This is a genomic window from Haloferax mucosum ATCC BAA-1512 (assembly GCF_000337815.1).
Lineage (GTDB): Archaea > Halobacteriota > Halobacteria > Halobacteriales > Haloferacaceae > Haloferax > Haloferax mucosum.
The window spans coordinates 1-25,848 of the sequence record NZ_AOLN01000011.1; the positions used below are offsets into that span (position 1 = coordinate 1).

Annotated in this window: 33 protein-coding genes and 5 tRNA genes; 18 read left to right on the forward strand and 20 right to left on the reverse strand. The window is 60.7% G+C overall.

What is annotated here, in order from left to right; genetic code table 11:
* Nucleotides 1-32: 32 nt before the first annotated feature.
* Nucleotides 33-105 (reverse strand) — tRNA-Asn (locus C440_RS06645).
* 136 nt (nucleotides 106-241) lie between these two features.
* On the opposite strand from C440_RS06645, the gene cca reads away from it, so the two are divergent.
* Complete coding sequence (cca, locus tag C440_RS06650) at nucleotides 242-1,603, forward strand: CCA tRNA nucleotidyltransferase (RefSeq protein WP_008319561.1); 1,362 nt, start codon at nucleotides 242-244, stop codon at nucleotides 1,601-1,603.
* Here cca and C440_RS06655 read toward each other — a convergent pair.
* From C440_RS06655 to C440_RS06670, 4 genes are all read right to left on the reverse strand, one after another.
* Nucleotides 1,582-2,595, reverse strand: a complete 1,014-nt coding sequence (locus C440_RS06655) for a histone deacetylase family protein (RefSeq protein ID WP_008319562.1) — start codon at nucleotides 2,593-2,595, stop codon at nucleotides 1,582-1,584. The genes cca and C440_RS06655 overlap by 22 nt on opposite strands.
* A complete protein-coding gene (locus C440_RS06660) occupies nucleotides 2,595-3,026 on the reverse strand; it encodes a histone (protein ID WP_008319563.1) in 432 nt (143 codons plus the stop codon). The genes C440_RS06655 and C440_RS06660 overlap by 1 nt, the downstream gene beginning before the upstream one ends.
* A 107-nt stretch (nucleotides 3,027-3,133) precedes the next feature.
* Nucleotides 3,134-4,594 (reverse strand): single-stranded DNA binding protein, encoded by a 1,461-nt coding sequence (locus tag C440_RS06665; protein WP_008319566.1) that lies wholly within the window; start codon nucleotides 4,592-4,594, stop codon nucleotides 3,134-3,136.
* Nucleotides 4,595-4,850: 256 nt separating this feature from the next.
* On the reverse strand, nucleotides 4,851-5,384 hold the full coding sequence (locus C440_RS06670; RefSeq protein ID WP_008319568.1) for a hypothetical protein: 534 nt from the start codon (nucleotides 5,382-5,384) through the stop codon (nucleotides 4,851-4,853).
* Between the two features lie 161 nt (nucleotides 5,385-5,545).
* On the opposite strand from C440_RS06670, the gene C440_RS06675 reads away from it, so the two are divergent.
* Nucleotides 5,546-5,618, forward strand: a tRNA-Arg gene (locus C440_RS06675).
* A 170-nt stretch (nucleotides 5,619-5,788) separates the two neighbouring features.
* Here the strand turns inward: C440_RS06675 and C440_RS18260 are convergent.
* Complete coding sequence (locus tag C440_RS18260) at nucleotides 5,789-6,013, reverse strand: DUF7564 family protein (protein WP_083894004.1); 225 nt, start codon at nucleotides 6,011-6,013, stop codon at nucleotides 5,789-5,791.
* A gap of 142 nt (nucleotides 6,014-6,155) precedes the next feature.
* Here C440_RS18260 and C440_RS06680 point away from each other — a divergent pair, with 142 nt between their 5' ends.
* Nucleotides 6,156-6,932 (forward strand): DUF309 domain-containing protein, encoded by a 777-nt coding sequence (locus C440_RS06680; RefSeq protein WP_008319570.1) that lies wholly within the window; start codon nucleotides 6,156-6,158, stop codon nucleotides 6,930-6,932.
* A 13-nt stretch (nucleotides 6,933-6,945) separates the two neighbouring features.
* On the opposite strand, the gene azf is transcribed toward C440_RS06680, so the two are convergent.
* Nucleotides 6,946-7,734 (reverse strand): NAD-dependent glucose-6-phosphate dehydrogenase, encoded by a 789-nt coding sequence (gene azf, locus C440_RS06685; protein ID WP_008319571.1) that lies wholly within the window; start codon nucleotides 7,732-7,734, stop codon nucleotides 6,946-6,948.
* 102 nt (nucleotides 7,735-7,836) lie between these two features.
* On the opposite strand from azf, the gene C440_RS06690 reads away from it, so the two are divergent.
* The 3 genes from C440_RS06690 to C440_RS06700 all read left to right on the forward strand — a co-directional run bounded on the left by C440_RS06690 (nucleotide 7,837) and on the right by C440_RS06700 (nucleotide 9,159).
* Nucleotides 7,837-8,181, forward strand: a complete 345-nt coding sequence (locus C440_RS06690) for a dihydroneopterin aldolase family protein (protein WP_008319574.1) — start codon at nucleotides 7,837-7,839, stop codon at nucleotides 8,179-8,181.
* Complete coding sequence (locus tag C440_RS06695; RefSeq protein ID WP_008319575.1) at nucleotides 8,178-8,636, forward strand: NUDIX domain-containing protein; 459 nt, start codon at nucleotides 8,178-8,180, stop codon at nucleotides 8,634-8,636. The genes C440_RS06690 and C440_RS06695 overlap by 4 nt, the downstream gene beginning before the upstream one ends.
* Before the next feature lie 88 nt (nucleotides 8,637-8,724).
* Nucleotides 8,725-9,159: a DUF5790 family protein gene (locus tag C440_RS06700; RefSeq protein WP_008319577.1), complete on the forward strand. Its 435-nt coding sequence runs from the start codon at nucleotides 8,725-8,727 to the stop codon at nucleotides 9,157-9,159.
* A gap of 10 nt (nucleotides 9,160-9,169) precedes the next feature.
* On the opposite strand, the gene C440_RS06705 is transcribed toward C440_RS06700, so the two are convergent.
* From C440_RS06705 to C440_RS06725, 5 genes are all read right to left on the reverse strand, one after another.
* The gene (locus C440_RS06705; RefSeq protein WP_008319578.1) at nucleotides 9,170-9,892 is read right to left on the reverse strand and encodes a creatininase family protein; all 723 of its coding nucleotides are present in this window, start codon (nucleotides 9,890-9,892) and stop codon (nucleotides 9,170-9,172) included.
* 104 nt (nucleotides 9,893-9,996) lie between these two features.
* Complete coding sequence (locus C440_RS06710; protein WP_008319581.1) at nucleotides 9,997-11,934, reverse strand: ABC transporter ATP-binding protein; 1,938 nt, start codon at nucleotides 11,932-11,934, stop codon at nucleotides 9,997-9,999.
* Nucleotides 11,935-12,059: 125 nt separating this feature from the next.
* On the reverse strand, nucleotides 12,060-12,329 hold the full coding sequence (locus C440_RS06715) for a DUF7538 family protein (protein ID WP_008319583.1): 270 nt from the start codon (nucleotides 12,327-12,329) through the stop codon (nucleotides 12,060-12,062).
* A 54-nt stretch (nucleotides 12,330-12,383) separates the two neighbouring features.
* Nucleotides 12,384-13,412 carry a NosD domain-containing protein gene (locus C440_RS06720; RefSeq protein ID WP_241432004.1) on the reverse strand — a complete coding sequence of 343 codons (1,029 nt, stop codon included), beginning with the start codon at nucleotides 13,410-13,412 and terminating at the stop codon, nucleotides 12,384-12,386.
* A 99-nt stretch (nucleotides 13,413-13,511) separates the two neighbouring features.
* Nucleotides 13,512-14,009 (reverse strand): DUF192 domain-containing protein, encoded by a 498-nt coding sequence (locus C440_RS06725; RefSeq protein ID WP_008319585.1) that lies wholly within the window; start codon nucleotides 14,007-14,009, stop codon nucleotides 13,512-13,514.
* Between the two features lie 93 nt (nucleotides 14,010-14,102).
* On the opposite strand from C440_RS06725, the gene C440_RS06730 reads away from it, so the two are divergent.
* From C440_RS06730 to C440_RS06760, 7 genes are all read left to right on the forward strand, one after another.
* Nucleotides 14,103-14,176 (forward strand) — tRNA-Val (locus tag C440_RS06730).
* Between the two features lie 310 nt (nucleotides 14,177-14,486).
* Nucleotides 14,487-14,882: a VanZ family protein gene (locus C440_RS06735; protein WP_008319586.1), complete on the forward strand. Its 396-nt coding sequence runs from the start codon at nucleotides 14,487-14,489 to the stop codon at nucleotides 14,880-14,882.
* 44 nt (nucleotides 14,883-14,926) lie between these two features.
* Nucleotides 14,927-15,595: an SRPBCC family protein gene (locus tag C440_RS06740; protein ID WP_008319587.1), complete on the forward strand. Its 669-nt coding sequence runs from the start codon at nucleotides 14,927-14,929 to the stop codon at nucleotides 15,593-15,595.
* 61 nt (nucleotides 15,596-15,656) lie between these two features.
* Nucleotides 15,657-15,730, forward strand: a tRNA-Phe gene (locus C440_RS06745).
* Nucleotides 15,731-16,055: 325 nt separating this feature from the next.
* Nucleotides 16,056-16,370 carry a hypothetical protein gene (locus C440_RS06750; protein WP_008319588.1) on the forward strand — a complete coding sequence of 105 codons (315 nt, stop codon included), beginning with the start codon at nucleotides 16,056-16,058 and terminating at the stop codon, nucleotides 16,368-16,370.
* A gap of 142 nt (nucleotides 16,371-16,512) precedes the next feature.
* On the forward strand, nucleotides 16,513-16,722 hold the full coding sequence (locus tag C440_RS06755; protein WP_008319589.1) for a hypothetical protein: 210 nt from the start codon (nucleotides 16,513-16,515) through the stop codon (nucleotides 16,720-16,722).
* A 21-nt stretch (nucleotides 16,723-16,743) separates the two neighbouring features.
* On the forward strand, nucleotides 16,744-16,938 hold the full coding sequence (locus tag C440_RS06760) for a hypothetical protein (RefSeq protein ID WP_241432005.1): 195 nt from the start codon (nucleotides 16,744-16,746) through the stop codon (nucleotides 16,936-16,938).
* Nucleotides 16,939-18,138: 1,200 nt separating this feature from the next.
* On the opposite strand, the gene C440_RS06765 is transcribed toward C440_RS06760, so the two are convergent.
* Nucleotides 18,139-19,515, reverse strand: a complete 1,377-nt coding sequence (locus C440_RS06765; RefSeq protein WP_008319591.1) for a sulfatase — start codon at nucleotides 19,513-19,515, stop codon at nucleotides 18,139-18,141.
* A gap of 181 nt (nucleotides 19,516-19,696) precedes the next feature.
* Between C440_RS06765 and C440_RS06770 the strand changes: the two genes are divergently transcribed.
* From C440_RS06770 to C440_RS06785, 4 genes are all read left to right on the forward strand, one after another.
* On the forward strand, nucleotides 19,697-19,891 hold the full coding sequence (locus tag C440_RS06770; RefSeq protein ID WP_004057907.1) for a cold-shock protein: 195 nt from the start codon (nucleotides 19,697-19,699) through the stop codon (nucleotides 19,889-19,891).
* Between the two features lie 165 nt (nucleotides 19,892-20,056).
* On the forward strand, nucleotides 20,057-20,251 hold the full coding sequence (locus C440_RS06775; protein ID WP_008319592.1) for a cold-shock protein: 195 nt from the start codon (nucleotides 20,057-20,059) through the stop codon (nucleotides 20,249-20,251).
* A gap of 164 nt (nucleotides 20,252-20,415) precedes the next feature.
* Nucleotides 20,416-21,141: a DUF2270 domain-containing protein gene (locus tag C440_RS06780; RefSeq protein ID WP_008319593.1), complete on the forward strand. Its 726-nt coding sequence runs from the start codon at nucleotides 20,416-20,418 to the stop codon at nucleotides 21,139-21,141.
* A 49-nt stretch (nucleotides 21,142-21,190) separates the two neighbouring features.
* A tRNA-Phe gene (locus tag C440_RS06785) sits at nucleotides 21,191-21,264 on the forward strand.
* 272 nt (nucleotides 21,265-21,536) lie between these two features.
* Here the strand turns inward: C440_RS06785 and C440_RS06790 are convergent.
* The 7 genes from C440_RS06790 to C440_RS06815 form a co-directional block, all read right to left on the reverse strand.
* Nucleotides 21,537-21,938, reverse strand: a complete 402-nt coding sequence (locus tag C440_RS06790; RefSeq protein ID WP_008319594.1) for an ArsR/SmtB family transcription factor — start codon at nucleotides 21,936-21,938, stop codon at nucleotides 21,537-21,539.
* 79 nt (nucleotides 21,939-22,017) lie between these two features.
* On the reverse strand, nucleotides 22,018-22,665 hold the full coding sequence (locus tag C440_RS06795) for a DNA-binding protein (RefSeq protein ID WP_008319595.1): 648 nt from the start codon (nucleotides 22,663-22,665) through the stop codon (nucleotides 22,018-22,020).
* 54 nt (nucleotides 22,666-22,719) lie between these two features.
* A complete protein-coding gene (locus C440_RS06800; protein ID WP_049915590.1) occupies nucleotides 22,720-23,181 on the reverse strand; it encodes a pyridoxamine 5'-phosphate oxidase family protein in 462 nt (153 codons plus the stop codon).
* Nucleotides 23,182-23,300: 119 nt separating this feature from the next.
* A complete protein-coding gene (locus tag C440_RS17700; protein WP_008319597.1) occupies nucleotides 23,301-23,447 on the reverse strand; it encodes a DUF7560 family zinc ribbon protein in 147 nt (48 codons plus the stop codon).
* Nucleotides 23,448-23,556: 109 nt separating this feature from the next.
* Nucleotides 23,557-23,718, reverse strand: coding sequence for a DUF7560 family zinc ribbon protein (locus C440_RS06805; protein ID WP_008319598.1), 162 nt, complete (start codon nucleotides 23,716-23,718; stop codon nucleotides 23,557-23,559).
* Nucleotides 23,719-23,788: 70 nt separating this feature from the next.
* Nucleotides 23,789-24,187, reverse strand: coding sequence for a winged helix-turn-helix domain-containing protein (locus C440_RS06810; protein WP_008319599.1), 399 nt, complete (start codon nucleotides 24,185-24,187; stop codon nucleotides 23,789-23,791).
* A gap of 169 nt (nucleotides 24,188-24,356) precedes the next feature.
* Entirely contained in the window at nucleotides 24,357-24,812 is a 456-nt protein-coding gene (locus tag C440_RS06815; RefSeq protein WP_008319600.1) for a pyridoxamine 5'-phosphate oxidase family protein, read from the reverse strand.
* A gap of 108 nt (nucleotides 24,813-24,920) precedes the next feature.
* Here C440_RS06815 and nucS point away from each other — a divergent pair, with 108 nt between their 5' ends.
* Complete coding sequence (nucS, locus tag C440_RS06820; protein WP_008319602.1) at nucleotides 24,921-25,727, forward strand: endonuclease NucS; 807 nt, start codon at nucleotides 24,921-24,923, stop codon at nucleotides 25,725-25,727.
* Nucleotides 25,728-25,848 lie beyond the last annotated feature (121 nt).

A 25,848-nucleotide genomic window follows, 5' to 3' on the forward strand; every position in this document is an offset into this window, starting at 1 on the left:
ACGTTGCTCGAAGGCGTTGAAAGTGAGAGAAGCGCCACCGCCAGGACTCGAACCTGGGACAACCTCGTTAACAGCGAGGTGCTCTACCAACTGAGCTACGGCGGCTTTCGTCTGCACTCCTTCGTATTCGACGTTTCTTCATAGGGCTTTCGTTTTTGCACGACGGCTGACGGATGACACCGACTGACGGGGCCATCGAAGCACCGTCACGCTTTCGCCCGCCGACGCGGAAGCAACAGGCATGACGAACTCGGACCTCGCCGCGGTCGTCGCCGCAGTCCGCGAGCGCATCGACCCCGACGAGGCGGAACGCCGAGCGCTCGCCGACGCGGCGGCGGCACTCGAAACCCGCGTCCACGACGCACTCGACGACGTGCCAGTGACGGCTGACGTGCTCCAAGTCGGCAGTACCGCCCGCGGAACGTGGCTCTCTGGCGACCGCGACATCGACCTCTTCGTTCGGTTTCCCGACGACCTCGACCGCGAGCAGTTAGCATCGTACGGACTCGAAGTCGGCCACGCCGTCCTCCCCAACGGCCACGAGGAGTACGCCGAACACCCGTACGTCAAAGGCGACTACGACGGCTTCGACGTGGACCTCGTTCCGTGTTACGACGTGCCGACAGCCCCTGAGATTCGTTCGGCAGTGGACCGCACGCCGTTCCACAACGAATACCTCGTCGAGCATCTCGACGACGACCTCGCCGCCGACGTGCGCGTGTTCAAGCGCTTCCTGAAAGGCATCGGTGCATACGGAAGCGATCTCCGAACGGAAGGGTTCTCGGGCTACCTCGCCGAACTCCTCGTCCTCGAACACGGCGGCTTCGAACCCCTGATACAGGCGGCGAGCGATTGGCACCCGCAGGTCGAATTCGACCCGGAAGACCACGGCACACGGACGTTTTCGGACCCGCTCGTCGTCATCGACCCGACGGACTCCGAGCGAAACGTCGCGGCCGTCTGCTCGGCGGAGAACGTCGCGCGACTCCAGCACTACGCTCGGGACCTCCTCGCGGACCCGCGTGAGGAGCTATTTTTCCGCGCCGACCCTCCGGTACTCGACGCGAACGAGGTTCGCTCGCATCTCGACCGCCGCGGGACGACCGCGGCGGCCGTCGTCTTCGACGCGCCGGACCTCGTAGACGACCAACTCTATCCGCAACTCCGGAAGTCGCTCGACGGCGTCGCCGACGAACTCGACAGACGCGGCTTCGACGTGTTCAGAACCGAGTTGTTCGCCGCCGACGACGCCGTGCTCTTCGTCGAACTGTCGGTCGCCGAACGGCCCGCAGTCGAACGCCACGTCGGCCCGCCGGTTCACGTCAGACAGCACGCTGAAGGGTTCTACGGCGCATACGAGAACGGAAACGGCTACTACGGGCCGTTTCTCGATGGCGACCGCTACGTCGTCGAGCGCGAGCGCGAGTTCACGTCCGCAACGGCGTTTCTGACGAGCGGCGCACTGTTCGACGTCGCGCTCGGCAAACACGTTGAATCGACGCTTCGAGAAGACGGATACGACGTGCTCGTCGGCGACGAGGTGGCCACCCTCGCGGCGACGTTCGGCGGCGAGTTGGCCCGTTACTTCGACCCGAGACCGTGAACGTCTCGGACATCGTCAATGAGGTCGATGTTCTTGTCGGCGGGGTCCTCGTCCGGTTCCATGGCGTGGCGGCCGTCGAACGTCTCGTGGACGATTGCGACGCCTTCTGAGAGCGTGTCGAGTCCGTAGCCGCCTTCGAGAACGAACGCGATTGCGGCGTCGGTATCGTCACAGAGTTTCCGGACGTGTGCCGTGAGCATCGCGTAGCCCTCGGTCGAGACGCGCATCCGCGAAATCGGGTCGTGTCGGTGGGCGTCGAAGCCGGCGCTCACGATGAACAGGTCGGGGTCGAACCGCTCAACCGCGGGCGCGATAGCCTCTTCGAACGAGTAGACGTAGTCGGCGTCGCCCGCGCCAGCACGAAGCGGAACGTTGAGAGTCGTTCCTTCAGCACCGCTCTCGCCGGTTTCTTCGAGTTCGCCGGTGCCGGGGTAGAGTCCGTCCTCGTGAATCGACGCGTAGAACACGTCGTCGCGGTCGTAGAAGATGTCCTGCGTGCCGTTGCCGTGGTGGACGTCCCAGTCGAAGATAGCGACGCGCTCGGCGAGACCGTCGTCGATGACCGCTTGCGCGGCGACGGCGGCGTTGTTGAAGAAACAAAAGCCCATGGCGTCGTCTTCGACGGCGTGGTGCCCCGGCGGGCGACCGAGTGAGAAGGGCGTGTCGCGGCCGTCGTCGCCGTCGAGCGCGGTGCGCGCGGCCCACTCGGCGAGACCCGCGGAGGCGAGCGCGGCGACCCACGATTGTTCGACGGCGACGGTGTCTGGGTCCCAGTTGCCGCCGCCGCTCCGGCAGAAATCGTGGAACTCATCGACGTAGGCGTCCTCGTGGACGGCGGCGACGGTCGATTTCTCGGCGGGTGCCGCTTCGACGTACTCGACGCCGTGGCGTTTCGCCAACCCGCGGCGAATCGCGCGGAGGCGGTCGGCCGTTTCAGGATGTCGCGGACCGGTGTCGTGTTCGAGACACGTTTCGTTGTATCCGAAGCGCATTATTCGAAAAGAGAGAAGTAGGTCTCGATGTCCTCGGCTTGGACCGTCCGGCGGTCGGCGTGGTGGGCGAGTTTGACAGCGGCACCCGCCACGTTGTTGGCGTAGTCTTCGAGGATATCGGCCAGTGCGATTCGGGCGTCCATTGCGACGCGGTAGCGGTCGTCGATTCGGAGGCGAGCGATGCGGTCGATCGGTGCGATGGGGAGATAGAGGTCGTCCCGGTCAACGACCTGCTGGACCCCGAAGTCAGCGGCCATCAACGTCTTGCGACCGTCCGCCGTCGCCCGTTCGGCGGCGTCTATCGCCAACTCAGCACCGTGGTCCTGAATCCGACTGGCGAGCGCTTCGGCGGCGCCTGCACTGACTCGCAACTCACCTGCGTTCTGCCGGATAATCGCGTCTACCGGGGCGAACGGTAGCTCGACACTCATACCCACATATCGGGTCCGTGCGGCGTATAATCCTTTCCGTAGCGGTGCCACTTGGATTTTATCTCACGCACCGCTCTCTACCGAGCTGACGGGTGTAAACGGTCGTGTTACCGCTGTGCGCCGGTGTGGACTTCGACCGTCTCCGCGTCGATGCGGCCGTCGGTCTCCGTTCCGTTGACCGTCACTTCGTCCCCGAGTCCGAGGTCCGCGTCGGTCTCGACGGTCTTCGTCTGCGAACCGTCGTCGAGGATGACCGGGTTGCCTGCCTGCACGACCGTCCCAGTGAATTCGACCGACTCGCCGGCGCTCTCGAACGAATCGGCCGTTGACGACGCATCCGATTCGACCGCAGTGTCGTCGCCCGCGGACGACTCGGGGGCGCTCCCGTCGCTGGAGAAGGCACCGAGACCGTGGTCGCTCGTGCTGGCCGCGTCGGTATCGGTGGTGCCGCCCGCGTCGCTGGGCGCGTCGTCCATGACCGTGACCGAAGAGCGCCAGCCAGCGGAGGCTTCGAGATCGTCCTGCCAGCCGTCTTTGATTTGAACGTCGGTGATGACGACGTAGTCGGCGAGGTCAACGTCGGTGTCGGCTTTCTCGCCCCAGAGAGCGACGCGGATGTCGCCGGTGTCGTCTTTTACGCGAATATTCCGAACTTGCCCCTCAGAGCCGTCGTCGCGGTCGAACGTTCGTTTCCCATCGGACTCGATGACACCGCCCGCGATATCGACCGTCTGGCCGAGTTCGAGCGCGCCGATATCCGTCGTCTCGGGCACGTACTCGATGGTCTCGTCGATGGCCTCGACTGCGCCGCGAGAGCCGACGTGGAGTTCGAGCGAGCCGTCGCGCTCGCGGACGTAGCCGTCTACGACTTCGACCGACTGGCCGGTTTCGAGTTCCTCGGCGAGGTCGGCGCGCTCGTCCCAGAGCGTGACGCGGATGCGGCCGGTCGGGTCGCCGACAGAGAGGTTAGAGACCCGCCCTTCAGAGCCGTCGTCGCGGTCGAAGGTACGGACGGTTCCGGTGTCGAGAATCTTGCCTTCGAGGTTCACGTCGGACAGGCCGAGCGCGAGGTCCTCGACGCGGTAGGTGTCGAGCACTTGGACATCGACGTCGGCGTCGAGGTCCTCTTCGACTTTGCTCGCGCTGACTTCGACGCCGTTGTATCCCTCTTTGGGTCGGCCGGCGACGCGAAGCACGGTTCCGACTTCGAGGTTCTCCTCAGCGCCAGCGGCCATGCCGTCCCACAGCGAGACCCGAATCTGGCCGGTCTCGTCGGCGACTTCGATGTTGATGACTCGGCCGTCTTCGTCCTCGTCGTCGCGTTCGAAGGTGCGGAGTTCGCCGATGCTGACGACCTTTGCGAGGAACTTCACGTCCTCCATCCCGGGTTCGATGTCGGCGATGCCGTTTACCTCCTCGTCGCGGAGTTCGTGGGCGATGAGCATCGCGGCGGTTTCCTCGTCCGCGAGACCGCCCATCTGTTCGACCTTGTCGTTGACCGCCGCTTCGAACTCCTCGAACGCGACGTCGGTGTCGAGGTCGTCGTAGACGTCTTCGATGACGCCCATCAGGCGTCACCTCCCTGCACAAAGTGCGCACGTCGCGGCAGACCACACGTCGTACTCATACTATGGACGAACAGGGAAGGGCGGCGCTTAAGCGTTGTTTTCCGCTCGGTCGAAGCCTCCGAGAGGCGGTGTGAATCGAGTGACATAGCGGTGGTAGCTCCGGTTTCAGATATGAACGTTCGGCGGCGATTAGAGAGTGCGGTTCGGGAAGCAGTTCGGGGTGCAGTCGGAGGTCTGCGAGCCGCGTCTCGCCGCGTTATTGTCGTTTTGACTCGCTTTCGTTTCGAGTTCGGCGGGCGACCTCCCGCCGCCCGTTCGCGTCGTCGTGGACGACGACGACTTGCTCGGGAAGGCCGACCTCGAAGCGGAGTTGAACCACGTAGCCACGGACGACAATCGCCTGCGTACACGCCTCACCGGGTTCGGCGTCTTCGACGGTTTCGACCACGACGGTTGCGACATCCGCCTCGACATCGTAGTCGGTGCGACCGAGACGGGCGACAGAACAGCCGTTTCGCCCCCAAATGCACCCGGAAATCTCGACACCCGTCGTCGTGTGCGAAATCTGCGCTTGGCCATCGGGAGAACAGTTACGAGCCGTCTCGGGAGAGAGGGTCCGGCCGACGAGTCGCGGATGGGCGGGCGTCTCCGTCGGAGTGGTCGTCTCCGTGGCGGTGGGCGACTGCTCGTCGTCGCCGTCACTGTCGTTCCCGTCGTCACCGTCGTTCGTACACCCGGCGAGCGTCGCACACAACCCGGCGGCACCAACGAGGAGGGCGCGTCGTTTCACGACTACTGGTAGGGAATCTCACAAAAAAGAGCTTGTGTCCAGAATGTGCCGCTACTCGGGGATATTCGAGCCAAGCCCGTGGCGTGGTCCCGCGGTTCACTGGCATCCTACATCGTAACCGTCTTAAGTAACCGTCGAGTACCGAAGGATGCAGTAAGACAGTCCTGGTAGGGTAGTGGACTATCCTCTTGGCTTGCGGAGCCAGGGACCGGAGTTCAAATCTCCGTCAGGACGTTATCTTCTACGAAACCCGACTTTCGAGAGACCTCCGTGTCTCTCGGGTTCGGTACTACACAGCCACTGAAGAGGTGAGTCACGACGCCGATTAATGCAATCCTAACGTCGATTCTCGCAAAAATCCGGAGCATCGGCTACCGGTGGTTACACGCGCAAAAAATAGGTCCTCACGCCTCGTCGTATGGCGGTTCGGGTTCTTCGGCCACCTCGCCAGCATCACGCCGTCGGACAGACGACGTGGTATGGGGACTCTGCGGACGGGGACGAGGCGCTTCCTCGGACCGTGGCTTCGGAGTCCAATCTCCGTGGCAGTCCTGGCAGTAATTACCCTTGTACATCCGAGTGAACAGATACTGTTCGCCACAGCGAATACAAACCGGGGACTGGGTCATCGTTCGATACCTCGGTCGAGGGATTCGGGGTTAGTCATGTGCTATTATACCACATATGTTCCGAACACGGATAAGTATGCCCGCCCTGCCGGGTAAAACCGTCGTGCGCGGAACCTTTAGTCGTCCGCGGACAACCGCACGCATGGACGATTCGCTTCGCGCCGGCATCGCCATCTACAACGCGGGCGCGTACCGGGCGGCACACGGCGCGTGGGAGGCAACGTGGCTCCGTCTCGAAGACGAGACCGACGACGAGCGATTTCTCCACGGACTCATCCAATTTACCGCGGCGGTCCACCACGTCCGAGACGACAACGACGCCGGCGCGGTCGGTCTCGCACGAAGCGCACGGGAGTATCTGTCCGGTCTCGACGACGACTACCGCGGCGTGAATCTCGACGCCGTTCGGTCGTATCTCGCGCACCTCGAAGCGGCCGCCGGTGAAAACAGCACCGCCGCCGACACCGGTACCACTGCCGACGCCGAGAGCGACCGCGAAGCCGACAGCAACACTAACACCGACGCCGGTGCCGCCACTGCTACGGACACCAACGCCACCGCGCACGCAGATTCCAACGCCGATACTGCGGCTACCGACGCGGGCGAGAACGGGCACACACCACCGAAACTCCGGTTCGACGGTCGGGTCGTTACCTACGGCGACCTCGAATTCGAAGCCATCGTCGTCGCCGCCGAGACGCTCGCAGAAGAGCGAGACGGGTACGATGAGTCAGTCGTTACGGACGCAATCGAATACGCTCGCGCCGAGGTCGAAACGGGGACGCAAACGCAGTTCACCGCGATGGTCTTCGACTTCGTGCAAAACGAGACACAGCGCGGACTCGTCTTTCAGCGATTGACAGAACACGTCAGACGAAAGCGTCGGCGTGAAGACGACGTGACCGGTCTGTTCGACTAACCTGCCGTTCGAATCAAGCTTCGTCCAGCGGTTCGCCCTCGAAGGTGAACTCCGCGGAGTTGTCCCGCGGGTCGTAGCCGAGCACTTCGCGGGCGCGCTCGATAGAGTAGTACTTGCGGTCGTTGTCGGAGATGCCGTAGACGATTTCGTAGCCGTAGTCGGCCTCGATACAGCACTCGAAGAGGTGCCCACAATCGCGGTACGAAAGCCACATCGCCTGTCCGCGTTCGTACTCTTTCGGCGGGTGGTGTTGGGTGAGGTTGCCGATGCGGACGTTCACGACCGAGAGGTCGTGGTGGTCGTGGTAGTATCGACCGAGCGTCTCGCCCGTGGCCTTGCTCACACCGTAGAGGTTACTCGGACGCGGGAGCTCGGTTCCGTCGAGTCGGAACTCGTGGTGAGTGCGGTACATCTCCGGGGTTCTGTCGGTCGTCTCGTACGCGCCGACGGCGTGGTTCGAAGAGGCGAACGCGAACTTCTCGACGCCTGCATCGACGGCGGCTTCGAACAGCTTCTGCGTGCCGTCGATGTTGTTCCGGAGGACGCTGTCCCACGGCGCTTCGGGACGCGGGTCGCCCGCGAGGTGAATAACCGCGTGCACGCCGTCCATGGCGTTTCGCACGGCGGTCTCGTCGGTGACGTCTGCGACGTACACGTCCGTCGAGTCAACTGATGCAGGAATCTTTTCGTCAGACAGTGGCTCGCGGTCCAGTAGCCGCCAGTCGTAGGCCTCGCCGATGTGCCCTAATATCGCCTGGCCGACGCGCCCGCCAGCCCCCGTCAGCAAAACCGGCTGGTCCATTCGATTCTAGGTCCGATAAGGGAGATTAAGTAAGGTCCGGTTCGTACCCGCGGGGGCGCGACCGACCGGCGAACTTTAATTGCGAGCGACATATCTCCAGCTATGGTTACAGACCCGCAGACGGCCTGCTTCGAGGCGGGCATCAAATTCGGGACGCTCTATCACCAGTTCGCTGGCACGCCGGTGTCACCCGAAAGCGCCCGCAGTCTCGAACGGGCGATGGCGGACTCTATCGAGAACCAGCCCTACTGCGAGTCCGTGTCGGTCACGATTCTCGACGACGCGCTCGAAACCGAACTCGCCGATTCGACGGCCGACTACACCGAACTCACGGGCCGCTTCATGGAAGTCGAGATGCGAATCGAGTACGAGGGCGTGACCGCCCGTACGAAAATGGAGATGGAAGACGGCTACCCGCTAATGAAACTCGTCTCGGTCGAAACATGAACCCGCGAATCGCCGCCCGCGGCCTCGTCGTTGACGACGGTCGCCTCCTGACGGTCAAGTACCAGTCCGAGCGCGAACACTGGTATCTGACACCCGGCGGAGAGCAAAAGCGGGGCGAAACCCTCGCAGAGACGGTGCGCCGAGAAGTCCGCGAGGAGACCGGCTACGAGGTTTCCGTCGAGTCGCTCGCGTTCGTCCGGGATTTCGTGCCGTCGAGTCACTTCGAGGACGGAAGCGACGACGACCAGCGCGTAGACCACTTTTTCTGGTGTGAACTCGGTTCCGGTGAGCGGACTCAACCGATGCTGAAAGACCCTCAGCAGGTGAGCGTCGAGTGGCTCGCGGTCGATTCGCTCTCCGAATTGTGGTTCTTCCCGCGCGGACTCGCCGACCCGCTTCGAGAACGTGTCGAAAGCGGCACCCGGGACGCGGCATACCTCGGTGACATCCCGTGAGAAATCACCCGCGACCGCAATCGAGTCTCCCGATTTCACTTTCACTTTTGGGGTCGTTTTTAAACCTCCACGTGCCGAATGTGCTGGCATGAGTCAAAGCACGCTCGGCGACGACGAGTTGTTCGGAGAGGCGGCCGCGGAGATGCGTGCCGATGTCGAGACGCACCTCGACGAGGCCCGTTCGTCCCTCCCGGACGCGGACGACGTGTGGAATGCGGACGCAAACAACGTACTCGGCGTCCTCAACGGGCTTCGCTCCTCGCTCGACGTCGAAGGCGCGGCCGAGCACGTCCGGCAGGCGAAAAAGTGGTTCGTCATCGGCCAGCGCGCCGAGGCGTTCGACGACCCCGACGACCTCGAAGACGCAATCGAAGAACTGGAAGAACTCATCGAGATGGTCGAAGACGCCCACGAACTCGTCGGCGAACTCACCAACACGATGCCGCAACTGCGCGGCGCGCTCACCGAAGCCGCAGAAGCCGCCGAAAGTGAGGACGACGAAGAAGAAGAAGAAGAAGAGTAGCCACCCGCGCTTAGTCGAGGTTCCGCGTTTCGACTGCGGCAACCAGCGACGCGAGCGCGTCGGCCGCGAGCGATTCTAATTTCTCCCCGCGCTCCGCGTCGCCGTCGGTTGGGTCCCCGACGACTCCGTTATCGGTGAACTCGTCGGAGTCGTGTGCGAGGTTGACGCCCGAGACCCACTCGCCCCAGTGGTCCGACCCGCCGTCTCGTGCCTCCTCGATTCGGTTTTCGCGGACCAGTTCGGGGTGTGTGTGTCTGAGCAGTGCGGTTTCGAGTGGGCCGCCGTGTCCCATGTCCGACGAGTGTTCGCCGACGGCGTCGAACCACGTAAACGAGACGGCGTAGGCGTCGCCGCCGCGAGAGACGCGGCGACAACACTCCGCGAGGGCTTCGACGTTGCCGCCGTGGCCGTTGACGACGACGATGCGGTCGAATCCGTGGTGGGCGAGCGATTCGATGGTCTCGCGGACGTACGCGCGGAAGGTATCGGGCGAGACCCACAGCGTCCCGTCGAAGGCGCGGTGTTCTTCCGCGACGCCGACCGGGATGGTCGGACCGACGAGAACGTCGCCGTCGAACGCCGCCGCACCCGCTTCGGCAATGGATTCGGCGTTAAGAGCGTCCGTACCGAGCGGTGCGTGCGGACCGTGTTGTTCGGTGCTCCCCACCGGGAGGAGCGCGAGGTCGGTGTCAAGGTCGGCGACCGCTGTCCAAGTGGCCTCGGAGAGTCGCATGCCGAGAGAAAGGCGGGAGCCGTCTTAGTGGTGGGCGGTCCGCGAGCGGCCTTCACCGCCGGCATCTCCGGGTGGTCGCCGTCAGCCGCCGTCCTCGGCCGCCGTCAGTCGTCGCCAGCGTCGATTTCGGCCTGTCGGCGAGCGGCGCGTTCGACGAACTCGTCCGGCAGTTGGTCGGTTTCGCCAGCTTGGACGCCCCAGAGGTGGGCGTAGAGTCCGTTGTCGCCCAAGAGGTCATCGTGGGTGCCGAACTCGACGATACGGCCGTCTTCGAGAACGACGATTTGGTCGGCGTCCTTGATCGTCGAGAGACGGTGTGCGATGCTGAACGTCGTCCGGTCTGCGGTGAGGCTGTCGAGCGAGCGCTGGATGAGCATCTCGGTCTCGGTGTCAACGTCCGAAGTCGCCTCGTCGAGGACGAGGATATCGGGGTCTTTCAGAATCGCTCGCGCGATAGAGACGCGCTGACGCTGGCCCCCCGAGAGTTTCACGCCGCGTTCGCCGACTTTTGTGTCGTAGCCATCGGGGAGATTCGAGATGAAGTCGTGGGCTTCGGCGGCTTTCGCGGCCGCAATCACGTCTTCGTCGTCGGCGTCGAAGGTCCCGTAGGTGATGTTGTCGCGGACGGTCCCGTAGAACAGGAACGTCTCTTGGCTGACGTACGCAATGGACTCCCGAAGACTGGAGAGCGTCACGTCGCGGACGTTCTGTCCGTCGATGCTGACGCTCCCCTCGTCGGTGTCGTACATCCGCATCAGCAACTTGAGAATGGTCGATTTCCCGGCACCGGTCGGGCCGACGAGTGCGAGCGTCTCGCCGCCGCCGACCTCGAAAGAAATGTCTTCGACGATGGTCTCGCCGTCGCCGTAGCCGAAGGTAACGTCGTCGTACTCGACGCGGCCCTCGGAGACGGTGAGGTCGGGAGCATCAGGTTGCTCGGCGAGGCGGGCCGGTTCGTCCATCAGCCCGAAGATGCGCGCGCTGGAGGCGTGAGCACGCTGGTACATGTTGATGATTTGCCCGAACTGGGCGAGAGGCCAGACGAACTGCTGGGTGAGGAGGATGAACGTGACGAACTCACCGATTTCGAGCGTCCCGGTGAACGGGCCGGGACCTTGGCCGTTTATCACCCACAGACCGCCGACGACGAACGTGAGGGAAAAGCCGATACCCGCGAGAATTCGAAGAGCCGGGAAGAATTTGATTCGCGTGTTGATGGCGTCCCAGTTGGCGTCGAAGTAATCCATCGACACGTCGTCAACACGGTCGGATTCGTGGGACTCGGCGTTGAACGTCTTGATGACTTGGATGCCGCCGAGGTTGTTTTCCAAGCGGGAGTTGAGTTTACCGACCGACGAGCGCACGTCGGCGTATTTCGGTTGAATGATATCCACAAACTTCCACGTGAACAGAGCGATGAGGGGGACCGGGAGGAGTGCGACCATCGCCAACTGCCAGTTGTAGGAGATGAGGACGACGGCGATTGCGAGCACCATGACGGACAGTCGGAAAAACGAGTTCATGCCGTCGTTGAGGAACCGTTCGAGGCGGTTCACGTCGTTCGAGAGGATGGACATCATCTCTCCGGTCTGCTTGTCGGCGAAAAAGTCCATATTGAGCAGTTGCATCCGGTCGTAGGTGTCGGTCCGGATGGCGTGTTGAATCTGCTGTGCGTAGGAGTTCCATCCCCAGTTTCGAAGCCAGTGGAAGACGGCACCGGCGGTGAAACTGAAGACGATGATGCCGACGGCAAGGACGAACTGGCCGCTTCGACCCGGCGGGACGAACGGTGCAATCCACGCCTCGGGGAGGACGGGGAATCCGGCCGCAAAGGACTTCTCTTGGCGGATAATCGCGTCGATGGCGAGTCCTAAGATGACCGGCGGGAGGAGGTCCAACACCCGAGCGGCGATGCTCGCAAGGACGCCGACGACGAACTGGAAGGTGTTCTCACGCCCGTATTCGGAGAACAGCCGACGCATCGGGTTGTCAACCCGCTCTTTCTGGTCTTCGAACGGGTCATCGTCTGTATCGGGAGACACGACATCGTTCCAGGGGACGCTCGCAGTAAAGTGCTCGGGTGGACCGAGTTTTCGGCCGGTAGTCCGGCGTCGTGACTCTCTGTGCGTCGATACGGTTCGGTGCTATCGCGCTCTCGAACCCGCGGTTAGAGGACGCGCCCCTCGATTTCGGGGTCGATATTCGCCTCGTCGAGGTCCTGTCGGACGCGTTCGCGGAGCGGGTTCGGAACCGTCTCCCTGCTGACCGGCACCGCCAGTTCGCCGTCGTCTTTTACTTTCCAGTAGACGATGCAGTTCGACGGTTCGTAATACTCGATGCTGTAGGCGTCGTCAGCACCTCGGTAGTGGACCCGCGCGGCGAACCCTTCCGCACGCCACCCCTGCAGTTCAGCGAGTTCCGAGACGCGTTCTCCCATGTCTCGGTGGTCGCGTTCAGGACATTCGGACCTTTCGTTCTCTCGTCCCCAGGGCTACTCGTCGGAGACCGTACAGTACAGTTCGTCATGTTTCGGTTGTTTTGGTGTCTCCGGCGTCGGTTCCGCCGGTTTGGGCGTCATCGGCGGTGGCGTCTCCGATGACGGCTCGGAGTCTGCACCACACTCGACGTTCCGGATGGTGTTCCCGGTCGAGTCCGGCGAGACGACGACCAACGGGTCGTCAGCGTGCGGGAGCACGAGGTCACAAAAGTCGTTGTGGACGAGTCGGTTGTCGTCGGCGTCCGCCAATATCGCGCCGCGAGCGCCCAAATCGCCATCGACCGTGTTCTTCAGGACGAGGTTGCGGTCGCTCTCGCGGAGTACGAACCCGGCGACGAGGATGTCGAGTTCGTTTTTGATCAGTCGGTTCTGCTCGCTGTTGACGAGCGTGAAGCCGGGGGACTCGGAGTCGATGACGTTCGACTTGAACACGTTTCGGTCGCTCTCGTGCAGGACGACGACCGACTCCTCGCTCAGCAGTTCGCAGTCGGAGAACCTGTTTCTGTCCGCGTTAGTGAGTGAGACGACGATTGCGCTGGTCATCGTACACGACCGAAACCGGTTGTCGTGCGCGTTGGTTAGTTGGACGCCTGTCCGGTCGGTGGCGTACAGTACCGTGTCCGTCACGAAACAGTGCTCACTGTCTTCGATAGAGAGGAGCGTATCCACGTCCGATTGCGGGTTGGCCCGCACGTCGATTCGGGAGTCGTCGAGAGACACCTGCCGCGCGTCGAATATTCGGACGCCGTCGCCCATCACGAGGGCCGAAATCGAGAGATTCCGTCCCGATATCTTCGTCACACCTCTGACTGTGTAGCCGCGTCCATCGACGCGGACTCTCTCGGCGGCGATTTCCAGACTGTCGATATCACCGTCGAGGTGATACCGGCCGGGGTCGGTGATTGTCGCGTCGCCAGAAACCAGCCGCGACCCGACCGTGAGCATTCCTGTCGTTCCCCCGAGGAGTGTAGCAACACCGACACCCTTGAGCACCTCTCGACGTGTGACCCGGCGTGTCATCATTCGGCAATGCGGACGTGGCAGCGCAGTAAAGTTATGCGGCGCAGAAAGCGAGGCTCGCTGGATTAACGCCGGAATAGTCGGTCGTTAGGAGTCTCGGTTTCACCCGACGACGACGCGGTCACCCACGTCGATTCCCGTTTCGTTCGTGTAGCCGTAGGGGACTTCGAGAACGTACTTTCCGGTCCCGCGGTAGCGAGTCAAGTCGGAATCGCTCGTTCGCTCGGGAGCGGGTTCGGCGTGGTGGATGCCCGTGACTGTGCCGTTTTCGGCGACGAAGACGATGTCTATCGAGAAGTTCATACCGCGCATCACGTAGGCGTAGGTTCCGGGGGTGTCGTGGACGAACCACATGCCTTCGTCCGCGTCGAGGGGTTCGCTTTCGCTCAACCCGACGTAGCGCTTGGGATAGGTGTCTGCGACCCGGGCATCGACCACCGTGAGCGTGTCGCCCGTCTCGGCATCGACCACCGTGAGCGTGGTTCGCTCGTACTCCGACGTCGTCCCGGGGACGGCTCCCGGGTTCGTGAGATAGACCACACTCGCCGCGACGACCAACACGGCGACGACGAAGACGGCAGTCCGTGCGCGAGAAGGCATCACTCGACACGCAGGGTCCCTACGTGTCTAAGGGTTCCGGGAGTCGAAGGAAACAAAAACCGTTATCAGCGCGAACCGGTACAGTTGGGGTACGGGCTCGTGGTCTAGTTGGTTATGACGCGGCCTTTACAAGGCTGAGGTCGGTGGTTCGAATCCGCCCGAGCCCATGTTTCTGTGGCGAACAACGTGAGTCCAGAAACATCTGTGAGGGTGGGAGAACCTTGCGGCAACCGAGCGTAGCGAGGTTGACGGAGCGGTTCGAATCCGCCCGAGTCCACTAATTCTGTGCGAGCGACAGCGAGCGCGAATTCGTGAACCCGGGACTGAATCGAATCAGGGAGCGATAGCGACCGAGGTTCGAATCCACCCGAGTCCACCTGACGACACAATACGACGAAGAGAACTGGGCCTGAGTCGTCTGAACGGCCACGGTACCACACGAATGTTTTTACTCGAACACAGCCGCACGTCTCGACAGTGAGTCGTCTCGACACACAACCCACGTCGCGCCGAAGGCTGGCCGTCGTCGCCTACGCAGTCGTCATCCTCGTCGCGTCGGTGAGTTCGACACCGCCGGGGAGCCTCTCGCCGAGCGGGGTGCTGGGACTCGTCGGACTCGACAAGTGGTTGCACGCACTCGGGTATGCGGGGTTCGCGTTTGGGCTGGCGTTCGCAGTACGCGGCGGCGACCGTCACGAAATCTGGGTCGCAATCGCGGGTGCGAGCGTCTACGGGATAGGCATCGAAGTCGTACAGGCCGGACTTCCGTACCGGGCGTTCAGTGTGGCAGACATGGGTGCGAACGTTCTCGGGGCGGTCGTCGGCGGGCTACTCTGGTTCGGTGTCACCCGAGCCGAAAGACGATGGGGGTAGCGTTATTTCACCCCCTGACAAACGTCACGCACGCAGTGAGGGCAATGGGCACGAAACGACGCATCCGGGCACTCGGTCTCGCGGGGGGCGCAATCGCCGGCGCGTATCACTTCGCAGTTCGACCGTGGCACAGACAGTGGGGGGCGACGAACGACGAAGCGACCGAGTCGCTTCCGGGAGATGATTTCGTCAGCGACTGCGACGTATCGTCAACGCGTGGAATCACGATTGCGGCACCGGCGCGAGTCGTCTGGCCGTGGCTGGTGCAGTTGGGGCAAAGCCGTGGCGGGTTCTACAGTTACGAGCGACTGGAGACTCTCTTCGGGTTAGAGATACACAACGCAGACCGTATCCTCCCGGAATACCAGCGTCTCGACGTTGGTGACGAGGTGCGACTCGGACCACCCGGGTCGGAGACGCCGTCGTTCCACGTCGCGTTGGTTGACCCGGGCCGGAGCCTCGTATTGAGCGCTCCCGGCTGGGAGACCGGCGAAAGTCAGGCGACGTGGACGTTCGTGTTGCACGAGGTGACGCCCGGCGCGACGAGACTTCTGGTCAGATTCCGGGGGCGCTCGGAGACGCTCCGAGAGCGCGTGATGAATCGGCTGTTCGTCGAGCCGGTCCAGTTCGCTATGGAACGGAAGATGTTGAAGGGTATCCGCGAGCGCGCAGAGCGGGCGCGGACGAGTGCAACCGAGGGCCAGCGACGCTGACCCATCGCCGACAGGCGATTCGAAAGTCTTTTTCCTTCGCTCCGGCTTCGGAAGAGTACAAGCCGCCTTAGCTCAGACTGGGAGAGCACTCGACTGAAGATCGAGCTGTCCCCGGTTCAAATCCGGGAGGCGGCATATTTTGAGACCGTGAGCGGAGCAAACGGTCGAGAACCGACGCCGGACAGATTCGAACCCTGGAAGACGAACATCGTGAGTCTTCCTCAGGTTCAAATCCGGGAGGCGGCATAGTTGTTTTCCTCGCATCTAATTCACGAGACAGCGTTTTACCGTATTTATACTCCATCACTGCGTGGAGGGAGATTTGACAGGGACTTTTGCGCGCCTCAACCCTGTCTGGCGTTCTGACTCATTCGACGCCTGGGGTTATGATCAGACCACCTATGACCAAATTCTACGACAGTAACTCTATTATCGCAGACAGAATCACTCAGACTAGGAAATGGTCGAAGTCATCATCTCCAGAAACCCGTGGGAGGACCCAGAGGAGGTAGCTCGAGTTACAATTGAAGGTGAGGTGATAGGCGAGACGCCGACGGCTGAATCGCTTCGAGACCGGATTCAGGACGAACGCGACCCAATCATCAGCGAGTACACGGATGGACGGGAACTGCTCCGGTATCTGGCTGCCTCGTACTCGAATGGGTATGTGATGGCGGGCTACGATAGCGAGGATTCACGTCATATCCTCGAAGACCTGAGCGATGATGCATACGGGCGATGGGCGAAAGAATCCGATTTCGATACGGAACTCTGAACCTTGACAGACTACGCTCTGGACGCATTCTCTACACCATCAAGTAGGGCGTCTTCACTGTTGAAGGCCATTGCAGGCTGAATCAGTCTTTCTCGGGAGGCTTATGACAAATCAAGGTGATTATCGAGGACGGAGAAGACACATGGCATTGCGCATTTTCGGACTCAACGAAGAGCGGGACGGCTGGGATGTCCTCGGGAAGATTGCTGACGGCGAGATAGTCGAGGACCCTACTGGCGAACTGGGGGCGACGATAAAAGGAGAGTATGACTTGGATGACGAGAACCACCTGAGGCGGGCATTGAATAACCACTATATCAACGCCGTTCCGCTGGCAGAAGACGAAGAATAGCTAATGCAGATTCTCTTTCAAATGTACCACGACGACGAGCTACACGACCTCGGTATCATTGAGAACGGCGACGTGGTCGAAACCATCGAAGAGGGGTTTGAGGACTGGATTCGCTGGGAGCTAAGCCACCACACGACTCCCGACCTTGACGACCCTGATGGAATTTTGGAAGCGTATGAGGGACCACATCTGATTGCGAAGGTCGTTGACGAGTGACTATCATTGGTATCGTATATAGGGGAATTCAGGCTCGAACTTGGAAGCGCCGACGACTTGTACGTGAATTAGTCCAGCTTGAACCCGGAGACTTCCAAGACCAACGAAGTCATGGAGGAGTTGAATGGTAGTCGTCCAACAGCCCTGAATCGCATGGAGATGACTAACGCACTTGGAATCGGGTTTCTACACAAAAAGAACGCTCAAGGAGAGGATTCAAAGGCCATCGCTATAGAAGTCGCAGACGTGTCAATTTTTGAAAGTATAAAGGGGGTCGGGGGTATTTGATTTCTCCCAGAAGAATTCACCTGTTCTATCGTTCTTAGAGACACCAGTCTTTGGCGGATGTCCTAGCAAAGACTTCCAAATTCTACTATAGTCTAATTAAGGATATCGCCGATGTAGTGGGTCACGTCTTGGAGTGGCGCGATTGTCCAAGTTCCACATTCGAAACAGAACATAAATAATGTGTTCTGGACACCATTATCATCAATCATTTTTGTCTTCAGACATTGAACTCTCGTAACCCTCTCTGAACGCTTCAATACTCCCATTTTCTTTGAGAAATAAATATATCAAATAGAAGGGTAAAATACAGAGTCTTATTAATATGATTGTCAACCGGAGAGGAAGTCCAAATAGCCAGCGGAAGAAAGATGCGAAAGTCTCATCAAGATATCGTTCAGTTTGCAGTCCCACGTTGTCCTCGCTAAGGTTTCGGTTATTGTTGGGTGTTCGCTGACCCTCCTCGAAGATGAGTTTGATAATCCGTTGAGCACAACTGGTACATACGGTTCTCCGGATATGTTCATCACCAAACGAAGCGGCCCAGAGGCTATCATAATCGCCTTCTGAATTACACGCCACGCATGTATAATCGTCCCGGGAAAAAACACGACTATCTTTTTTCAGTATATCGCTTAGGTCCATCTTATTAGTATTCTACAGAATATTGACCACTGGCATTAGACATTTCTCGCTGTTTATCACAACTGATTACAAAGCTTACTATATACCGTTAAAATTCCAAATCCGGGAGGCGGCATTCTTGTGATTCTGACCGGTGAGCGGAGCGAACCGCGTGAGAATCCAATGCAACCCGACCGGATTCTAAACCAGCGAGCGAACACAGTGAGTGGGGAAGTTCAAATCCGGAATTCCTGCTAGCGAGCCTTCGTGCGGCCTTACTGCCGGAGAACGCTACTCCCGAAGTTCCATGTAGCCGAGGGCTTCCAGTTGCTCTCGGTCCACGTCGTCTTTCGGTGCTCGTGGCGGGTTGACGTCGCGGGTGACGAGGTGCTCGGGAATGCGGTCGCGGAGTTCTGCGGCGACGTCCGGATTGTCGTCGATAACGTTCCGTGCTTCGGCCGGGTCGGCGGTAAGGTCATAGAGTTGGTCCACCGAGTTGCTCGTGATGAGTTTCCACTCGTCGGTCCGAACGGCGACCGCGGGGGCGATTTCGTTCGGCTGTCCGAGTGAAAAGACCGTCCGAGCGTCGCCCGTAAACAGGTGTGTGCCTTCGAACTCGGGGGTCACCGACTCGGGAAGGTGGAACGACGTGATTGTCGGTGCGAGGTCGAGCAGTTCTCTCGGCTCTGAGATTCGTGCCGGAGTATCGACGGTCGGCGTCTTCACGAGGAGCGGGACGTGCGTGAGTTCGTCGTAGGGATAGTTTCGGTGGAAGAACGCGCCGTGCTCGCGGAACTCCTCGCCGTGGTCGCTCGAAAACAGGATGTTGCAGTCGGACCAGAGACCGCGGCTTTCGAGACCGTCGAACAGTCGGTCGAGATGCCGCGAACAGTACCGAACGTCGGAGTCGTAGAGGTCGATGAGCAACTGACGCTCTCGGTCGGTGATTTCGTCCGGCCGCAACCCGGCTTTCTTCATCAACGCCTTGATTCGGTCTTCGTCGAGCGGGCTATCGAGATACGCCGGGTCGTCGTCGTGGACGCCGTACGGGCGGTGTGCCTCCATGTAGTGAACCCAGAGGAAGAAGTCGGAGTCGGCGTTCGATTCGAGCCACGACAGCGCTCGGTCGGTCACTCGTTCGGCACTAGTATACCCCAAGTACTGGAAGCCGCCGTCTTCGAAGAGGACGTTGTAGGGCGTTCGGAGCGCGTTGTAGAGGCGCTCGTTTTCGCGCCGTTGGAGGTACTTGCTTATCTTCGTCGCCGGGCGGTTGATCTGGTCTCGGAGCTTCTCCGTGAGCGACCGCTCGCTGGTCGCCGTTTCGTGGTAGGAATCTCTGCCGAGGTCGATCGTCTCATCGAACCGAAAGTCGCCGTCAACGAGACCGATTCCGGTCTGTGTCCCCACGACTGCGGTCGTAGTGTCACTCTCCGTCGAGAGAATGGACGCAATCGTCGGAAATTCGTCCATCGCCTCGTATGCGAGGTGGTGCGACGTCTGAAACGACGGAACCGAGATACGCGTGTATGGGCCGTTGGAAAACGCGTTCTCGAAGACGGTCCCAGTTTCGGCCAACCGGTCGAGCGCAGGCATCGTATCTCGGTCGTAACCGTACTGTGCGAGGTGGTCTGCACGGAGGGAATCGACCGTAACGAGGAGGGTGTTCATCAGTTGTCTATATCTATTCAGAATGACAAAAGGGTATCTATGGGTAGCTATTTTTCGAGAGATACGCCCCGTGCAGACGAAATGAATTGACCCGTTTCAGCGAGGGTCCCAGACGGTCAGAAATGTCGGTGACGGCATCTTCAGAAGACTTATGCGCATGAGGAGACAGGGTTCAAAGGCAATGGCGAAAGGTAAGGTTGACTTCTTCAACGACACTGGCGGTTACGGTTTCATCTCTACTGACGACGCGGACGACGACGTGTTCTTCCACATGGAAGATGTTGGCGGCCCGGACCTCGAAGAGGGTCAGGAAATCGAATTCGACATCGAACAGGCCCCCAAGGGTCCCCGCGCGACGAACGTTACCCGCCTCTAAGCAGGTTTCCGTTCATCCGCTGTAACTTCACAGACTGACGAACTTTCTTCCGTATTTTTACCTCCGTGAGCGGCCGCTCTGGGTGGCTTGCTATAGCAACCGTGTGAGAAACACAGACACACATTCGGAAGGATTAACCGTCCGTGGGGCCGTTGTACGAAGGCAATGGCGAAAGGCAAGGTTGACTTCTTCAACGACACAGGCGGTTACGGTTTCATCTCTACTGACGACGCGGACGACGACGTGTTCTTCCACATGGAAGATATTGGCGGCCCGGACCTCGAAGAAGGGCAGGAAGTGGAGTTCGACATCGAGCAGGCCCCCAAGGGCCCGCGCGCGACGAACCTCACGCGCCTGTAATTCCGTACGCAGACGAACAGACTTCTGAGAATTTTTTACCCCCGTGAGCGGTGCGTGTCTCGATTTGCGCCTGTCGAACGGGAGTCGTCCACTGTCGAAAGTGATGCATTCACAGAACCCAGAAGGCTCTTATCGTTCGGTAGTTGTGCATAAAATGAACAACAATGTCCGAGGAAGGGGAGCGAGAACCACCCGAGCAAAACCTCGATTCACACATCGGGGCAGGCGTCTTCGACGAGACGATGGGGCCAGGGTCGTCGTTTGCACACCTCTATCGTGGTGAAATTCACCGTATGAAATCGTGGCGCGAACGACTGGACCGCACGAGCAATTGGGCGATTACGCTGATGGCGGGTATCCTCACGTGGTCGTTTTCTGCACAGACGCACCCGCATTACATCATCCTGCTCGGGGTGGTGACGCTGTGTATCTTCCTCGCCATTGAGGCGCGCCGCTTCCGCGCGTACGACATCTGGCGGTCTCGTGTGCGGATGTTCCAACAGAACGTGTTCGCCTACGCGCTCGACCCCGATGGTGGTGTCGTTGACGAGAACTGGCGACAGAAACTCGGCGAGGACTACCGCAAGCCGAACCTGAAGATTCCGTTCGAGGAGGCGTTAGCCCACCGCCTTCGACGGGTGTACCTCCCGCTGTTCCTCGTGATGCTCGCCGCGTGGGTCATCCAACTCACGGCGTACACGGATACGACGACGCTTGTCACCAGCGCCAGCGTCGGGAGCATCCCCGGGAACATCGTCGTCGCCTTCGTCGCCGGATTCTACGCGACGCTTCTCGGAATCACGTTCCGGCCGCGGGAGTGGCACGTCAACGGCGAACTCATCCCGAGCGACGTGACCGGATGGGAGCAACCCGAGTACGCCGATTCATAGCGCCGGAATTCGAAATGGTTTTTTCGCCGCTGTGCATCTGTGAGAGTGCGCCGCCTTAGCTCAGACTGGGAGAGCACTCGACTGAAGATCGAGCTGTCCCCGGTTCAAATCCGGGAGGCGGCATATTTTGAGACCGTGAGCGGAGCGAACGGTCGAGAACTGACGCCGGACAGATTCGAACCCTGGAAGACGAACATCGTGAGTCGTCCTCAGGTTCAAATCCGGGAGGCGGCATACTTCTGCGGACGACAACACGAACGAGCGAAGCGAGTGAGCTGTCGCCCGCGAATATGCAACCCGACCGGTTCTGAACCAGCGAGTCCCGCGAGTCACCTCACTGGTTCGAAAACTGTGACTGAGAACGTTCCGCGGGAAAAAAGACGACGTGCCGACACTCACGTGACGACTGACTCGGACGAATCGACGGCGCGGTGAGTGACGCGGACTTCCAGTCCGGACGACGTGACCGAGACGGTAACGTCGTCGATAGCGCGTTCGTACTCCGAGGTGTGTTTCCCTGACCGCGAGACGCGCAGGCTCTTCGAAAGGAGACCGGCATCGACGAGTTGATCGAGTTTTCGGTAGGCGGTCGAAAGCGGGATATCACAGGTGTCTGCGATTTCGCTCGCCGACAGCGCCACACCGTCGGTCGCGTCGAGGATACAGCGAGCGTTGGCGTCGTCGAGAACGTCGAAGAGCGTCCCGATGGTCTCGGAGTCAGCAACGACTTGGTCGGCGTCGGCAGATGGCGAGCGAGTCTGAGAGCGAGTGGAGACGGAAACTGAAGCCTGACTCATACTCCAACAAAACTGCGCAAACGGGACCAACTGATAACCACGATAGCGTGGGACGTTTATATACTCCGTCGCCGGAACGCTATCTCGCTTCGAGGATATCGCCGAGTAATTTCGTGAGCGCGGCCGCGAGATGCTCCGAAAACGTGGACTGGTTGATGTCGAGCGCGGCGGCGACTTCGGTCGCATTCGCACCGCGAGGCCGTTCGAAGTACCCCATCTCGTACGCGGTTTGGATGACTTCGAGCTGGCGAGTCGTCAGCTTGCTTCGGTCAACGAAGATGCTGTCTCCGGGCGCGTCGCTCGTCGGCGACCGGACGAGTCGTTTGATGTCGGTCCCGGGGAATCGCTCGCGGAGTTCGCCGATGACATCCTGGAGTTGTTCGTAATCGGCCGCGTGGAAGACGAGCGTGAGCGTTCCTTGGTACGCGAAATACCGGTCTACAGGACAGCCGAACTCGCCGAGGCACTCGCACGGACAGCCGGTCGGGTCGTCGTGAGAAAACCGGTAGAGATGCTTCGACCCGTAGGAGAAAATTGGGTCGAGCGACGTGTCGTCGGGCGGGTCCTCGGTTTCGACGACGAACTCCGAGACGCTCGCGGTGTCGGAGTCGGCGACGACGCTTCTGGAAACGGTGTTGACGGCTGAATCCGCCGCGTGTGCAATCGAGGCGATTTGACACACTGACGGCGTGTCGAACTCGACAGTCGCGCGGATTCCGGCGGGCATTGAATTAGGTTGTGAGACGGCGGAGTTCGGCGGCGACTAGGCGACGGCGAGATATCACGTGTCGTGCGTTTCGGGGTCGAGTTCGACCTCGCGGCCGCTCAGAGTGTCGGGTGTGAGTTCGAACAGTTGGATGTCGAGGTTTCGTTTCGTCTCCCCCCAAATTTCGAACAGCGGTCGTTTTGCGTCCCCGTACTGGACGATGCGCTCGACGGTCAAGTCGTCGGGTGAAACCCGTTCGAGAGTTCCGTCGGCGATGATGCTCCGATAGCTGTCGCCGTCGGCCTCGTGGACGACGAGGCGCGCACTGGGCGAGGAAGTGAGGAACTGACGTTTTTCGCTCTCAGGCGTGGAGACGAGTCGGAGATAAAAACAGTCGGTTTCGGGGTTGTACCCGTAGGAGATAGGGATAGCGTAAGGCTCGTCAGCCTTCGCAAGCGAGAGGACGCCCGTCTCGTGGCGCGTCAGGACCGCATGGACCTCGTCGGGCGAGAGTTCTGTCTGTTGATCCAGAGACATCGGTTCGTACATGCAGACTGGCGTCGGGCGTAATTACTGTTACTTCTCGGAGCGAGAGACTGCTAGGATAGTTGTCTCGAATTAGAGAGGGAGAAAAGAGGTAGTGAACTGAATCCGAATCACGCACTGGAAAACGCATCCGTGGTGAGCGAGGCGCTACAGATGACACACCCGTTGTCGAGAAGCGCGTCGCGCATCGAATCGTTGACCAGCATGGACTCGTCGCACACCGGGCAAACAAAGGTGTAGTCCGTGCCGTCGCTCATCTTGTTCGTAGTACGGGAGACACATGTATATGTAGCCTACTGTTTCCTGACGAGTGAGAAGAAGACACACGGTTTTGAGGAGCAATCGGGTCGAACGGCGAACACAGAATCACAGAGAAAGCGGTGAGAAGTCGCGTTTCGAGGCCACAGACCCACAGATTGGACACCCGCGGTCGAGCACGGCACCGCGCATACCGCGGTTGACTTCGAACCCCTCACCGCACTGTGGGCACGCGAACTCGTATTCGCCGGTCGTCGAGCGTGCACTCATCAGTCCACCTCCGGGTTCATGAACGCGGCTTCCGACTCCGTTTCTCGGGCGACAGGCACAGTGTGCGACATTACGACCGTCGCTCCTCGGCGTCTTCCCCGCCGTCGGTCGCAACGTTTCGGAAGGCGACGCCGACGCCGGAGTCGTCGAACGAAAACGAGAGCGTATCGAAGTTCGTCTCGAACTCTCGCGGGTGGTGACTAGTCGTCTGAATCCGACGACGCTCGTCGAGAAGCGACGCTTCGGTGAGTTGGTCGAGTTTTCGGTAGACGGTCGAAAGCGGAACGTCACACACGTCTGCGCACTCCTGAGCGGTTCGGGCGCTCCCGTCGCAGGCGGCGAGGATGCGACGGCTGTCGTCGTCGCTGAGTACCGAAAGGACGGCCGACGGGTCGGCGGCCTGCGCGGCGTCGTGGGCGTTCGAAGCGTACGGAGAGTTACGAGCAGTGAGTGTCGGGGATGTGTTCATACTTCTATTGATGTCCCGTACCCGGAGGTATTCCGGCCCGCACTATCCGGGGTAGTTTAAATAGTCGGATGAGATGGAGACCGAGTAGGCCAAGCGAGCGGCGGCAGTTCGACCGGTCTGTCAGCTATGCGATGGCGGCGTTACGTCCGCGACGCGGCGGTTCGAAGAATCACGGACTGCGACGCTGGAGGCCCGACTGGTGGTCAATGCGGAGTTCCCACCCGAGGATGTCTTGCATCGGCTCAGTCTCCGAAAAGAGACTCGGGTACCACGCGTTGTCTTCGAGCGCTTCCTGCACACGGGACCACTCGTCGTCGGCGATTGGATGGAGTTCGCCTTCGAGAACTACGCTCCGCCACTCGTGACGGGCAGGTGCGTCCCAGACGGTGAAACTCGCACGGTCGGTTGCCTCCGCGAACTCGGTCTTTTTCGACGTCTCGCCGGGGCGCAAGAAGACGAAGTAGAGCCGCTTTCTGTCGGCGTCGTACCCGAAAGAGAGCGGGATACCGTATGCGACGTCGCCGTCGGCGAACGACAGAACGCCGACGCCCTCCTCGCGGAGTATTCGGTCTATCTCCTCGTCCGGCATCTCGATTTGGTTGCGTTCGGGGAAGTCGGGTGCCATGGTACAAATACGCACGGGAGCGATATAAGAGTGACATCGAATGGAGATGTTTCCGGTCACGGCGCGGGGCTTATCACCGCCGAACCCGAATCGCGGTGCGACACCCGGATGACGGTGAACACACTCCATCGGCCGACACACCGCGACGCGCTCGTCCACCTCGAATCGGCGTTCGAACGCGGCGATATGGTCACCGTGTTCGGTCGGTGTACGGTCGATTACGACGGGCGCGCGACGAGCGAACTCGGTCCCGGTGACCGATTAGTCGTCCTGAAACCGGACGGTTCCATCCTCGTCCATACGGACGAAAAACGGACGCCGGTCAACTGGCAACCGCCGGGTTGTACCCACTCCGCGGGCGTGCGCGACGGTCGGCTCAGGGTTCGAAGCACGCGGTCGAGTCCGGACGAGCGACTCGACGTGTTCTTCGAGCGCGTCGAGCAGTGTTCGGCATACGCGGTTGACGACCGGAGCGACCTCGAACTCGTCGGGAGCGAAGAAGACCTGCGACAACACATCCTCGCGGAGCCGTCGGTCCTCGAACCCGGGTTCGAACCGCTCGAAACCGAACGGCAGAGCGACGCCGGCGCACTCGACATCTTCGGCGATGACGCGGACGGCGTTCCGGTCGTCGTGGAACTAAAGCGCCGCCGGGTCGGTCCCTCGGCGGCGAGCCAACTTCGCCGGTACGTAGACGCCCTGCGACGGGAGTTCGGCGACGACGAACCGATTCGTGGGGTTCTCGTCGCACCCTCTATCACCGACCGCACCGCCGATCTCCTCGACCGGGAGGGCCTGGAGTTCATCGCGCTCGACCCCGAGACGGGCGAACCGCCGGACGAAGCATCGACCGACGACGAAGCGGTGGCCGAAGCCGAATCAGTAGATACTGACGACCCGGACGCCGACGGCTAGCGAATCGAGCGGCACGTCGTGTCGGGAGTCTCCGTGGTGTCGATTCGGGAGCGGGCCGAACCGTCGTGTGAGCGGCTCACACGACCGGATGGCCAGTGAAGCTTCGAAGCGTTTTTAGCCC

What these genes read in the sequence shown, in the direction of transcription:
- cca (WP_008319561.1), top strand. Translation starts at nt 242, where the DNA reads ATGACGAACTCGGACCTCGCCGCGGTCGTCGCCGCAGTCCGCGAGCGC.
- C440_RS06655 (WP_008319562.1), bottom strand. Translation starts at nt 2,595, where the DNA reads ATGCGCTTCGGATACAACGAAACGTGTCTCGAACACGACACCGGTCCG.
- C440_RS06660 (WP_008319563.1), bottom strand. Translation starts at nt 3,026, where the DNA reads ATGAGTGTCGAGCTACCGTTCGCCCCGGTAGACGCGATTATCCGGCAG.
- C440_RS06665 (WP_008319566.1), bottom strand. Translation starts at nt 4,594, where the DNA reads ATGGGCGTCATCGAAGACGTCTACGACGACCTCGACACCGACGTCGCG.
- C440_RS18260 (WP_083894004.1), bottom strand. Translation starts at nt 6,013, where the DNA reads ATGACCCAGTCCCCGGTTTGTATTCGCTGTGGCGAACAGTATCTGTTC.
- C440_RS06680 (WP_008319570.1), top strand. Translation starts at nt 6,156, where the DNA reads ATGGACGATTCGCTTCGCGCCGGCATCGCCATCTACAACGCGGGCGCG.
- azf (WP_008319571.1), bottom strand. Translation starts at nt 7,734, where the DNA reads ATGGACCAGCCGGTTTTGCTGACGGGGGCTGGCGGGCGCGTCGGCCAG.
- C440_RS06690 (WP_008319574.1), top strand. Translation starts at nt 7,837, where the DNA reads ATGGTTACAGACCCGCAGACGGCCTGCTTCGAGGCGGGCATCAAATTC.
- C440_RS06695 (WP_008319575.1), top strand. Translation starts at nt 8,178, where the DNA reads ATGAACCCGCGAATCGCCGCCCGCGGCCTCGTCGTTGACGACGGTCGC.
- C440_RS06700 (WP_008319577.1), top strand. Translation starts at nt 8,725, where the DNA reads ATGAGTCAAAGCACGCTCGGCGACGACGAGTTGTTCGGAGAGGCGGCC.
- C440_RS06705 (WP_008319578.1), bottom strand. Translation starts at nt 9,892, where the DNA reads ATGCGACTCTCCGAGGCCACTTGGACAGCGGTCGCCGACCTTGACACC.
- C440_RS06715 (WP_008319583.1), bottom strand. Translation starts at nt 12,329, where the DNA reads ATGGGAGAACGCGTCTCGGAACTCGCTGAACTGCAGGGGTGGCGTGCG.
- C440_RS06720 (WP_241432004.1), bottom strand. Translation starts at nt 13,412, where the DNA reads ATGATGACACGCCGGGTCACACGTCGAGAGGTGCTCAAGGGTGTCGGT.
- C440_RS06725 (WP_008319585.1), bottom strand. Translation starts at nt 14,009, where the DNA reads ATGCCTTCTCGCGCACGGACTGCCGTCTTCGTCGTCGCCGTGTTGGTC.
- C440_RS06740 (WP_008319587.1), top strand. Translation starts at nt 14,927, where the DNA reads ATGGGCACGAAACGACGCATCCGGGCACTCGGTCTCGCGGGGGGCGCA.
- C440_RS06750 (WP_008319588.1), top strand. Translation starts at nt 16,056, where the DNA reads ATGGTCGAAGTCATCATCTCCAGAAACCCGTGGGAGGACCCAGAGGAG.
- C440_RS06755 (WP_008319589.1), top strand. Translation starts at nt 16,513, where the DNA reads ATGGCATTGCGCATTTTCGGACTCAACGAAGAGCGGGACGGCTGGGAT.
- C440_RS06760 (WP_241432005.1), top strand. Translation starts at nt 16,744, where the DNA reads ATGTACCACGACGACGAGCTACACGACCTCGGTATCATTGAGAACGGC.
- C440_RS06765 (WP_008319591.1), bottom strand. Translation starts at nt 19,515, where the DNA reads ATGAACACCCTCCTCGTTACGGTCGATTCCCTCCGTGCAGACCACCTC.
- C440_RS06770 (WP_004057907.1), top strand. Translation starts at nt 19,697, where the DNA reads ATGGCGAAAGGTAAGGTTGACTTCTTCAACGACACTGGCGGTTACGGT.
- C440_RS06775 (WP_008319592.1), top strand. Translation starts at nt 20,057, where the DNA reads ATGGCGAAAGGCAAGGTTGACTTCTTCAACGACACAGGCGGTTACGGT.
- C440_RS06780 (WP_008319593.1), top strand. Translation starts at nt 20,416, where the DNA reads ATGTCCGAGGAAGGGGAGCGAGAACCACCCGAGCAAAACCTCGATTCA.
- C440_RS06790 (WP_008319594.1), bottom strand. Translation starts at nt 21,938, where the DNA reads ATGAGTCAGGCTTCAGTTTCCGTCTCCACTCGCTCTCAGACTCGCTCG.
- C440_RS06795 (WP_008319595.1), bottom strand. Translation starts at nt 22,665, where the DNA reads ATGCCCGCCGGAATCCGCGCGACTGTCGAGTTCGACACGCCGTCAGTG.
- C440_RS06800 (WP_049915590.1), bottom strand. Translation starts at nt 23,181, where the DNA reads ATGTCTCTGGATCAACAGACAGAACTCTCGCCCGACGAGGTCCATGCG.
- C440_RS17700 (WP_008319597.1), bottom strand. Translation starts at nt 23,447, where the DNA reads ATGAGCGACGGCACGGACTACACCTTTGTTTGCCCGGTGTGCGACGAG.
- C440_RS06805 (WP_008319598.1), bottom strand. Translation starts at nt 23,718, where the DNA reads ATGAGTGCACGCTCGACGACCGGCGAATACGAGTTCGCGTGCCCACAG.
- C440_RS06810 (WP_008319599.1), bottom strand. Translation starts at nt 24,187, where the DNA reads ATGAACACATCCCCGACACTCACTGCTCGTAACTCTCCGTACGCTTCG.
- C440_RS06815 (WP_008319600.1), bottom strand. Translation starts at nt 24,812, where the DNA reads ATGGCACCCGACTTCCCCGAACGCAACCAAATCGAGATGCCGGACGAG.
- nucS (WP_008319602.1), top strand. Translation starts at nt 24,921, where the DNA reads ATGACGGTGAACACACTCCATCGGCCGACACACCGCGACGCGCTCGTC.